2 protein-coding genes are annotated in these 1,693 nt (G+C 74.2%); both read left to right on the top strand.

Annotation, left to right across the window (positions count from 1 at the left end; translation table 11 throughout):
- The coding region (locus OG898_RS36195; protein ID WP_323185081.1) for a poly(A) polymerase at positions 1-929 on the top strand (929 nt) is incomplete at its 5' end.
- Between the two features lie 325 nt (positions 930-1,254).
- Positions 1,255-1,693 (top strand): discoidin domain-containing protein (locus OG898_RS36190; RefSeq protein ID WP_266963031.1); only part of this gene is annotated, 439 nt, incomplete at its 3' end.

Raw genomic sequence — 1,693 nt, 5'->3', positions numbered from 1 at the left:
TGGTCGCCACCGGGCCGGTGCCGCCGGAGCGGGCCGTCGCCCGGCGGGCGGAGCTGGGCGAGGCCGCGGCGGTGGCGCTGAGTGCGGTGAGCGACGCCGAGGCGGTACGGGACTTCGTGGGCCCGGAGCACGCGGTGTTCGCCCGGCTGGCGCGCGAGGTCAAGGCCTGGGCCCGGTCCCGGGGTCTGGACTCGGCGCCCTTCGGCGGCCTGCCGGGACTCGCCTGGTCGGTGCTGGCCGCCCACACGGTCCGCTCCGCCCCCGACCTCTCCCCCGGGCCCCTGCTCCGCACCTTCTTCGCCACCTGGGCCGCCTGGGACTGGCGCACCCCGCTGTCCCTGGACCTGCCGCAGGCCGCGCCGGCCGCGCCGACAGCCCAGGGCGCAGCCGCGTACGCAGGAGCCGAGTGCGGAGGACCCGAGTCCGCAGCCACCTGCGCGGCCGGGGACCCGGTCACCGTGCTGACCCCCTCCGCCCCGATCCGTAGCTGCACCGGCCAAGTCACCTCAGGAATGGCCGAGTTGCTCACGCGGGAACTGTTCGCCACATGGGAGGCGCTGGAGGAGAGCCCCGCGGCACGGCTCGCCGACGCCGTCGCCGTCGCCACGCCCCCGCACCGCCGGCACGCCGCCTGGGCCGTGGTCACCGTGACGGGCTCCCGGTCCCGCGACTTCGAGGACAACCTGGGCCGCACCCGCGGCCGGCTGCGCGCCCTGCTCGGCGCCCTGACGGAGGCCGGGTGCGCGGACGCCCACGCCTGGCCCCGGCCCTTCGAGCGGACCCCGACCCTGGCCCGCTTCGCGATCGGGCTCGGCCACACGCCTCCGGACGCGAGCACCCTGGCGGCCCTGGCCGCACCCTGGTCGGCGACGCTCCCCGGCACCGAGGTGACCTGGGCGGACTGCGGCACCGTCCCCGACCTTCCCTGACGACAAGTAGCGAACGCAGGACGGCACCGGGCGGACCATGGGCGCCCACTCTCCGAACGCGGCGAGGACTCCCGACCAGAGCTCCGCCCCGCTGTAGCGGGCACGGCGGGACGGAGCGGTCAGAGCCTCAGTAGAGTTGTGCAAAGTTTTTTCGTCAATACTTTTCACAAGGATTGAAGAAACTCCAAGTTCACAGGCCTGATGCGTGTTTGACACGTCATTGGATCTTCAGTTCATGAACGCTCAAACCCTTGACGGCCCCGGCGCCGGGCAGTTCACTCACGCTTCGATCCCCCCGGATCCACAACGTCAGGAGTAGCCCCGCATGCCCCTCCTCTCCGCCCACCCTCCCCACCCGGCGCGCCGCGTCCCGCGACCGTCCCGGCTGACCGTGGCCTCCCTCGCGGCCGCCCTGGTCGCGGCCCTCCTCGCGCTCCTGCCGAGCACCGCGGCGACCGCCGCGCCCACGCTGCTCTCCCAGGGCAAGCCCGCCACCGCCTCCTCCTCCGAGGGCGCCGGCACCCCCGCCTCCGCGGCCGTGGACGGCAACAACGGGACCCGCTGGTCGAGCCAGTTCGCCGATCCGCAGTGGATACAGGTCGACCTCGGCGCGGCCGCCCAGCTGAGCCAGGTCGTCCTGCGCTGGGAGACCGCCGCCGCGAAGGCGTACCGCGTCGAGCTGTCCACGGACGGCGCGAACTGGTCCACGGCCTACTCCACGGCCACCGGCACGGGCGGCGTGCAGACCCACGACATCACCGGCA

Source organism: Streptomyces sp. NBC_00193 (genome assembly GCF_026342735.1).
In the GTDB taxonomy this organism is placed as follows: domain Bacteria; phylum Actinomycetota; class Actinomycetes; order Streptomycetales; family Streptomycetaceae; genus Streptomyces; species Streptomyces stoeckheimensis.
The sequence above is the reverse complement of the archived record's forward strand: the minus strand, read 5'-3'. Positions and strand labels throughout refer to the sequence as shown.